This is a genomic window from Hyphomonas sp. (genome assembly GCF_013823385.1).
Classification (GTDB): Bacteria; Pseudomonadota; Alphaproteobacteria; order Caulobacterales; family Hyphomonadaceae; genus Hyphomonas.
The window spans coordinates 1-7,829 of record NZ_PNMA01000061.1; the positions used below are offsets into that span (position 1 = coordinate 1).

Below are 7,829 nucleotides of genomic sequence, written 5' to 3' on the forward strand. Positions count from 1 at the left end.
CTCGATCCGGTCGGCCTGCCAGGTGAGGATTTCCTGCGTGGTCTCGTAGGATGGAGAATAGCGCGCCTCGACATAGGCGCGTCGCAGGAGCTCGAAATAGCGTTTGTAAGGCTTCTGCGGCGGTCCCCATGCATCCTCAAGACGGCCATCAATCGTGCGGGCGATGTTCCGGAGCTTTCCGAGATGGTGGGTGCCAGGTGCGTACAGTGTCGTGGTCAGCAAGAACATGCGGTACGCGCTCTCGGCGGCTTGGTGGAGAAGGAAAGCAGCGATATTGAATTGCGGTTCTTTGCGCTCGGTACATTCACGTCCGATGTCTAAGAACGTTTCCGAATTGTTTTTCCACTGCGTGTAAAATCCCGAGGCCAATTCTAGCGTTTTTGTCGGATCAGGTTTCGCGGGTTTGGCGAGGAGGTTCTTGGGGTTTCCGTTCTTGTCGGGCTCGGTGTCTTCGAAGAGCAGAATGCCCTGCTGGATGATCTCTGAGAAGAAATACTGTCCATCCTTGAGCTGACGGTTCACGTCCTGCAGGGTGTGGACGATAATGGAGACGTCGCGTTTGACGAGTGGGTCGCTATAGAGACGGTCTTCGACCTCGCCCCAGAAGGCGCTCATCTCGGTGAGGGCTTCATGGCTGACGATGGCGAGGAGGTCGACGTCGGAGGCGCGCCCGGACCGGCTGTCCTCAAACCAGGTGCCTTTGGCGAAACTCCCGAAGAGGACGAGCTTCAGGAGGCGGTAGCGTTTCGCGCGGGCCTTGCCGTCCGCCTTGATGCGGGTTTCCAGCTCCTCGAGGATGACCTCCTGTATCCGGGCAAACTCGGCCTGCCGGGCAGGGGGGAGATGATCGAGGCTGGATTTCAATGTTACACACCATTTTGGGTTATTGCTGGGCGCTCTTTCTCGGAAATTGAGGAGTGTCTGTCTATTGAAGACTGAGCTGCCGACAAATTGATTCTTGGCATTCAGGCTGTGGGCCATGGAGCATCGGAGTTGATCGCGGCCTTGAGCTTATTCCTCGATGTGTGAGCAACGCTCGCCCGAGAAGTCGAGTGACGGCCGGACCAAAGTCGGGGTCAGCCCCGAACAAGGTCTGCCAATAAACGGCCCGGATTGGGGGGAGCCAGCCACGGAGGGCTCGGCGTTTTCTTTTTTACTTGGCCGTAAGTTTCATCACTTCAGTCGCCCACCATTCCGCCATGCGGACGCGTTCGTCCCAATAGGTCGCCCGGTGATAGGCCTTGCGGACATGATCGTCGCCTACATGTGCGAGCTCGGCTTCGATGGCGTCAGGGTGCCATTTGCCACTTTCATTGAGGAGGCTTGAAGCGCTCGCTCTCAACCGCTCACAGCTTTGCGAGTGCCTGAATGATTCGGCAGTCGCGCGCGGATCCGCCTTCGCAGCTGACCACAATTTGTTGAAGTTCGCGCTCGAGCGAACGTAGCGCAGCAATCCGCGACTTCACGATTTGAAGATTGTCCTGTGCGATTGTTCGCGCATCCTCGCACGTGCTTGCGGGCCTGCTGGACAGATCAAGAAGTGCGCGGATCTGGTCGAGACCGAAACCAAGCTGCCTGGCGTTCTGAATAAATGCGAGCCGGGAGATCTCGGTATCGCCGTAAACGCGTCGCCCGTTTGGAGCCCGCTGCGGAGCTGGCAGCAGACCGATCTCCTCATAAAAACGTATGGTGGGAATCTTGAGCTTCGTGCGGCGCGCCACCTCGCCGATAGGGTGATGCAGCATTGAGCTTGATCCTCTAGTTACTTGAGGATGTAGCAGTAAAACTGAACTGGAGGAATACACCATGAGCGGATGCGAAGATGGATGCGGAGCGAAGGCAGTCAAAGCGGCGACCACGCCCGCTTATGTGCGCACGTTATGGCTCGTCGTCTTCCTGAATGCAGGCATGTTCCTGATCGGTTTGATTATCACTGTTACCGGCGGGTCGGTGTCCGTCCGGGCGGATTTGCTGGATTTTCTAGGCGATGCGCTCGCAACCGGCATTGGCCTGCTGCTGGTGGGCCGTTCGCGCCGCGTGCGCTCGTTGGCCAGCCTTTGGCAAGGGTTCGCTCTCGGTGCGTTGGGACTGTTCGTGCTGGGCACTGCGTTGTCCCGAATGGCGGGCGGCGTTGCGCCTGAACCATTCGGAATGAGCGTCTACGGGGTGCTCGGGCTTTGCGTAAACATCGGTGCCGCCTTGTTGCTGCTGAAGCACCGCAATGGCGACGCAAGCGTGCGCGCCGTCTGGCTGTATAGCCGCAATGACGCGATCGGTAACTTGATTGTCTTGGCTGCTGCGGCACTCGTGGTTGTTTCGGGGTCGTATTGGCCCGACCTTATTGCGGGCGCAGCCATTGCATTCCTTTTCCTGCACTCGTCGGTGCAAATCATCCGGGATTCACGCCGTGAACTCCGTGAGGTGGCGGAATGAACAGGCTATTGGGCGCAACTGCATTCCTCGCCGTTCCGGCACTCGACCTCGGGACGAAGGCTTGGGCGCGATCGCGCTTGCACGAAGCACAACCGTTGGAGTTGCTGCCATTTTTCGACCTGACACTAAGCTTTAATCGCGGCGTATCTTTCGGGCTATTCGGAACTGCATCGAGCGCTTGGCCTGTCATTGTCATCACAGCGACAATCACGTTGGCTTTGGCATTTTGGTTCTGTCTCACGACGCGATCAGGTGAGCAGCTTGCGTTGGCGCTAATCGTCGGCGGCGCGTTAGGCAACCTAATCGACCGGGTGCACCGCGGCGCTGTGACGGACTTTCTGGACTTCCATGCTGCCGGTTGGCATTGGCCAGCTTTTAACCTGGCCGACGCAGCAATCGTGTGTGGTGCGGTCTTGCTTCTTTGGCATTCACTTAGCCCGCGCAATCAGACTTCCACTTAACAACCTCAGTGCTACGTGCCCCGCCTGCTACGGGACAGATTTCAGGCTTCAACGAAGGAATAATCTCTCGCTCGGGTCCCCGCATCCTGAACGACCGCTGGAAGCATCCGATGAGGAGCGCCAAGTATATCTTGTGCGAGTGCCCTCAGTAGACGGCGTCAGCACCCTGGAAAGCTCGATAATGGACGAGGTTTAAGCGACCCATCCTGTATATTGCGGACTCACGAATATGGAGCGGGTAGAAGGTCTGCAACGACCCCGTTTTTGACGCGAGCATTCGCATTAAATTTTTGGCGACCGACTTGTTATGTGTGCGCGTGCGCCAGCCAGTTCGCTAAACGGTCTTGATGGGGTGTTTGCGTTGTCATGGAGTTGCAAATTTCATCACTTCTGCCGCCCACCATTCCGCCATGCGGACGCGTTCGTCCCAATAGGTTGCTCGGTGATAGGCCTTGCGCACATGATTGTCGCCGACATGGGCGAGCTCGGCTTCGATAGCGTCTGGGTGCCATTTCCCGCTCTCATTGAGCAGGCTTGAAGCGCTGGCCCGGAACCCGTGGCAGGTGTGGACGTCCGGCTGGATGTCGAGCCGGCGCAGCGCGTAGTTCATCGTGTTCTCGCTGAGGGGCCGTCCGTCCGACATCTGAGACGGCAGGACGAGCGAACCTTTGCCGGTGAACCGCTTCAGATCCTTGAGGATCTCGATGGCGGGTCCGGGCAGGGGCTTCGTGTGCAGTTTGCGCGTTTTGGTCCGGTCGGCCGGGATGGTCCACATCCGCTCTTCAAAGTCGAACTCGCTCCAGTGGGACAGGCGCAGCTCGCCAGGACGGGGATAGAGCAGCGCCAGCAGCTTCAGGGCAGCCTGGGCTTCGACCGTGCCCTCATACGTCCAGACGGTCCTGATCAGCTTCGCAAACCCCTTGCGGTCGGTCACGGCGGCCCTGTGCTGGACCTTGGGCGCGATAAGCGCCCCCTTCAGCGCCACGGTCGGGTCACCGTCCGCCCGGGTCGTTGCGATGGCGTAGCGAAAGATCTGACCGATCAGGGCACGAAGCCGGCGTGCTGATTCGTAGTTTCCCTCTTTCTCGACTCTTCGAAGGGTCGCTAGAATTTGGGGTGCCTTGATGTCCCGTATGGGCTTCGGGCCGAGGTCTTCGCATGCAAGTCGCGCGAGCCAGCGTTTTTTCTTGAGCGTGGCCGGGGCAAGTCCCTCGATCTCCTCCTTCTGGAGCAGTTCATCAGCGATCCGGGCGAAGGTATCCTCGATCTCAGCGCGCCGCACTTCTTCGCCGGCCTTTTTGATAGCCGAAGGGTCTACGCCTTCGAATAACATCGTCCGGGCTTCAAGCCGCCGTTCTCTGGCCCGCGCAAGGGAGACCTCCGGGTATGGGCCGAACGACAGTGTCTTCTGCTTGCCCTCAAAGCGGTAGGCCAGCTTCCAGAGCTTCGATCCTCCGGGTGTCACCTCCACGTAAAGGCCATAACCATCGCTGTATCGCTTCGGTCGGCTGTCGGGTTTGAGGCCTCGGATTCGTGTGTCTGTCAGTGGCATTTTGTTGGCATCGTCAAAAAGTGTTGGCATTTTTCCGGCCGTTGCGATTCCGAGCCGTCTCGATGCCAACAAAATGCCAACAAAAAAAATTTCTTCCAACGTTTTTGGGTGGACGTTGGCGGACGGAGACGTTGGTGGCCCCGCTCTAAGTCCTTGTTTTTATGGATGCGGGCGGATGCCGGCGGACGTCGCTGGAAGCCAGAATGGTGCCCGGGGGCGGAATCGAACCACCGACACGCGGATTTTCAATCCGCTGCTCTACCCCTGAGCTACCCGGGCGGGCCGAACGGGGAAGCGGCTACTTAACGAAGCGCGCGGGCCTTGTCTACGCACAAATCAGTGGGATTCTGTATCATCTTCAGCGGGGCGTCCGCTGGCGGCTTCCTCGGCATCTTCCGAAGGCCGTCCAGCGATCACATAGCTGCCGGTCAGCCAGTGGCCGAGGTCGGCGTCGGCGCAGCGTTTGGAGCAGAAGGGGCGGTATTCGGCCGCCACGGTCTGCTTGCGGCAACGGGCGCAGAGGGGCTTTTTCTGGTCGGGGGTCGCAGGCTTGCTCATGGGGTCGGGAATAGCTCAAACCCGGCCTTGCCGTGAACCCCGATAGACAGCCGCGCCCCATATTTCGCGCTCAGCAGGGCCGGCGCGTCGAGCCCGCTTGCCGCCAGCCAGTCATGCGCCGCCGGAGGCAGGGCCAGGGTCAGCCGCGCCATCCGTTCCTGCCGCGCTGCCTTCTCCAGCTGGCGCAGGCCCTCCAGCGCCACCGTCTCCGGCGTCGGCGCCCCGGCCGCGTCCAGCATCCGCTCGGCCAGCGGCGTGATCCACCAGTCGGCGGCCACTTCCATCAGCCCCAGCGCCGAGGGCGCCAGCGCCTTCGCCTGGCGGCTGGTCAGCCCGTCCCAGACCCCGGCAAACGCCGCGCGGATCTTCGCGCCCCCATCTCCCGCAACCGGGCTCACACAGTCGAGCACCACGAGGCCGCCCAGCCCCCGCAGCAGGATCTGCCGGGCAAGCTCGCCAGCCGCCTCCCGGTTGAGCGCCAGGGCCCGCGCCCCGGCGCTGCCCTTCATCGCCCGGCCTGCCGAATCGATGTCGGCCGCCGTCAGCGCCCGTGTCCGCTCGATATGCATCTGCCCCCCGCCGGGCAGGGTCACCTCCGGGCGAAGGGCGTCCTCAAAGGCGGCGCTCACCCTCGCCTCACCGGGCGGCACGTCCTCCACCGGCGCAGCGCGTCCGTCCCGGAGATGTGCCCGCCAGGCATCGGCGCCGGAGATCGCAGGACCGCCGCCCGGCGCCACCAGCTTCACCCTCGGCAGCTTCCCGGCCCGCGCTTCGGCGACGACCTCGACCGTCACCGGCGCGCCCTCGCTTGGTATCAAAGTGTCCGGATTTGTCCGGATTTGTCCATTCTTTGTCCGAAGGAATGCACTCATTGTCCCGCTCAGGGTGATGAATGTCCCGCCTGCGCCAGGTTCTGTCTTGCCGATCCGCCCCTCCAGCCGCGCGCCGAACGCTGCGGAGTTCGAGGCGCGCTCAAGGTAAAGCGCGGCGGGCCTGTCCTCCGAATCAAGCGCCAGCCAGCGGGTCTCGCCCACTGTCTGCTCGCGCAGGATGCGGGCAATCGGCATGCCCTAGAAAATCTGCTTCAGCAGCGCAGCTGTTACAGGATCAGCCGCTTGGTCCGGGGTCTTCAGCACCGCCTTGATGCGCCCGGCCATGGTCTTGCCGCGCTCCACGCCCCACTGATCGAACGGGTTCAACCCCCACAGCTTGCCGGCGAAATAGGTGCGGTGTTCATAGAGCGCTATCAGCGCCCCGAAGGCTTCCGGGCCGAAACCGGCATGGGAGAGCAGGGTGGAGGGCCGCCCGCCGGCATGCACCTTCTGGGCGGATACGGCTTCGCTTATCCCCGGCTCCTCGGCGCGGACTTCCTCGAGGCTGCGGCCATTGGCGAGCACTTCGGCCTGCGCCAGCGCATGGGCGGTCAGCGCGTCCAATCCTGCAGAATCGCGGTCAAAATCCGGCGCCAGGATGAACTCGCATGGCACATCCTGCGATCCCTGGTGCAGCCATTGGTGATAGGAGTGCTGCCCCACCGATCCTTCCCCGCCCCAGAGCGCCGGGGCTGTGGGCGGGGCAACCGTATTGCCTTCAGAATCAACGGATTTTCCGTTCGATTCCATCTCCAGCTGCTGCAGATAGGTCGGCAACAGGCGCAGGCGGTTGGCATAGGCCAGCAGCACGCGCATCGGCTTCTCGCGGATGGAGGTATTCCAGAAGTCCAGCAGCGCCAGCCGCATCGCCGCATTCGATTCGAGCGGGGCTGTGCGGACATGCTCGTCCATCTCATTGGCGCCATTGAGAATTTTGCGGAAGGTCTCCGGCCCCAAGTATATCATGCAGGCCAGCGACGCGGCCGACCAAAGCGAGAATCGCCCGCCCACCGAGATCGGCATGTCGAAGGTGTAAGCATCCTGCCCGCCCAGCCAGGCCTTGGCCTTCTCCGGATTGGCGGTCACCAGGGCGAGGTGGCGGGCGGCATCCTCGCCGAGCTTGTCCTCCAGCCAGGTGCGCGCACGGCCCAGATTGTAAAGGGTTTCTTCGGTTCCGAAGGATTTGGACACGCCAATCACCAGCGTGGACAGGGGATCAAGTCCTGCCATCGCCCGGTCAAGGTCGTAGGGGTCCACATTGGCCGCAAACCGCAGCTTGATCGCGGGATGCGCCAGATCCTCGAACGCGTCGGCAATCAGGCGAGGCCCGAAATCCGATCCGCCAATGCCGATATGGAGAACGGCGGTAAACGCCTCTCCGTGCGCCGTGCGGATTTCGCCGGTCTGGATTTTCCCAGCAAATTCAAGGGCTGGCAGCACGCTTTGGCGGATGGTCTCGGCCTCGCCCGTCAGCCGCGCTGGCGCGCGCAGCGCCCAGTGCAGGGCCGGGCGATTTTCCGATGGGTTCACGATGGCGCCGCCGAACAGGTCTGCGCCTGCTTTTGCCAGCGCCGCCTCGGCGCCATGCTGCAACAGGTTCGCCTCTGCAGAGGCATCCAGAAAGTGCCGTGCCAGGCTGATTCTCCAGCCCGCCGCCTCAAAGGGCTTTTCCGCCGCGCGGGCAGCCGCCAGCAGTTTCAGAGGCTGCAGCCTCAGGCGAGCGGCATGGTCTTTGAGTTCACTGCGCATTCGGCCCTCAATTACGTAAAGTCAGACCGTGCGCTTATCGGCCGGGGCGTTTGGCTTCGCAAGGCCTGCAAATGTGCAGCTTTCCCCCGTAAAACCCCGCTTGAAACCCGTGTCACACATGGGTATTAGGCGCCGCTTGAAGGCCATGTGGCCGGAGATCAATCTAGGTTGAACCTGTCCGGCGGGCCGGACGACACCAATTAT

The 7,829-nt window shown here is 61.7% G+C and carries 8 protein-coding genes, 1 tRNA gene and 1 pseudogene; 2 read left to right on the plus strand and 8 right to left on the minus strand.

Annotation, left to right across the window (positions count from 1 at the left end; genetic code table 11):
* The 3 genes and pseudogenes from C0456_RS18955 to C0456_RS18965 form a co-directional block, all read right to left on the minus strand.
* Window positions 1–864: HEPN domain-containing protein (locus tag C0456_RS18955; protein WP_291055648.1), on the minus strand; the 864-nt coding region annotated here is incomplete at its 3' end.
* 289 nt (window positions 865–1,153) lie between these two features.
* A pseudogene (locus C0456_RS18960) lies at window positions 1,154–1,339 on the minus strand (integrase); the annotation flags it as partial.
* A gap of 7 nt (window positions 1,340–1,346) precedes the next feature.
* On the minus strand, window positions 1,347–1,745 hold the full coding sequence (locus C0456_RS18965; RefSeq protein WP_291055654.1) for a helix-turn-helix domain-containing protein: 399 nt from the start codon (window positions 1,743–1,745) through the stop codon (window positions 1,347–1,349).
* A 61-nt stretch (window positions 1,746–1,806) separates the two neighbouring features.
* On the opposite strand from C0456_RS18965, the gene C0456_RS18970 reads away from it, so the two are divergent.
* Both C0456_RS18970 and lspA read left to right on the plus strand, forming a co-directional pair.
* Complete coding sequence (locus C0456_RS18970; RefSeq protein ID WP_291055658.1) at window positions 1,807–2,433, plus strand: cation transporter; 627 nt, start codon at window positions 1,807–1,809, stop codon at window positions 2,431–2,433.
* Window positions 2,430–2,894, plus strand: a complete 465-nt coding sequence (gene lspA, locus C0456_RS18975; RefSeq protein WP_291055661.1) for a signal peptidase II — start codon at window positions 2,430–2,432, stop codon at window positions 2,892–2,894. Before C0456_RS18970 ends, lspA begins: the two co-directional genes overlap by 4 nt.
* 364 nt (window positions 2,895–3,258) lie before the next feature.
* Here the strand turns inward: lspA and C0456_RS18980 are convergent, their stop codons facing one another.
* From C0456_RS18980 to C0456_RS19000, 5 genes are all read right to left on the minus strand, one after another.
* On the minus strand, window positions 3,259–4,446 hold the full coding sequence (locus C0456_RS18980; protein WP_291055664.1) for an integrase arm-type DNA-binding domain-containing protein: 1,188 nt from the start codon (window positions 4,444–4,446) through the stop codon (window positions 3,259–3,261).
* Between the two features lie 204 nt (window positions 4,447–4,650).
* Window positions 4,651–4,725, minus strand: a tRNA-Phe gene (locus C0456_RS18985).
* A gap of 57 nt (window positions 4,726–4,782) precedes the next feature.
* Window positions 4,783–5,004 carry a DNA gyrase inhibitor YacG gene (locus C0456_RS18990; RefSeq protein ID WP_035602757.1) on the minus strand — a complete coding sequence of 74 codons (222 nt, stop codon included), beginning with the start codon at window positions 5,002–5,004 and terminating at the stop codon, window positions 4,783–4,785.
* Window positions 5,001–6,071 carry a ribonuclease E/G gene (locus tag C0456_RS18995; protein ID WP_291055671.1) on the minus strand — a complete coding sequence of 357 codons (1,071 nt, stop codon included), beginning with the start codon at window positions 6,069–6,071 and terminating at the stop codon, window positions 5,001–5,003. Before C0456_RS18995 ends, C0456_RS18990 begins: the two co-directional genes overlap by 4 nt.
* 3 nt (window positions 6,072–6,074) lie before the next feature.
* Entirely contained in the window at window positions 6,075–7,625 is a 1,551-nt protein-coding gene (locus tag C0456_RS19000; RefSeq protein WP_291055675.1) for a glucose-6-phosphate isomerase, read from the minus strand.
* Window positions 7,626–7,829: the final 204 nt, after the last annotated feature.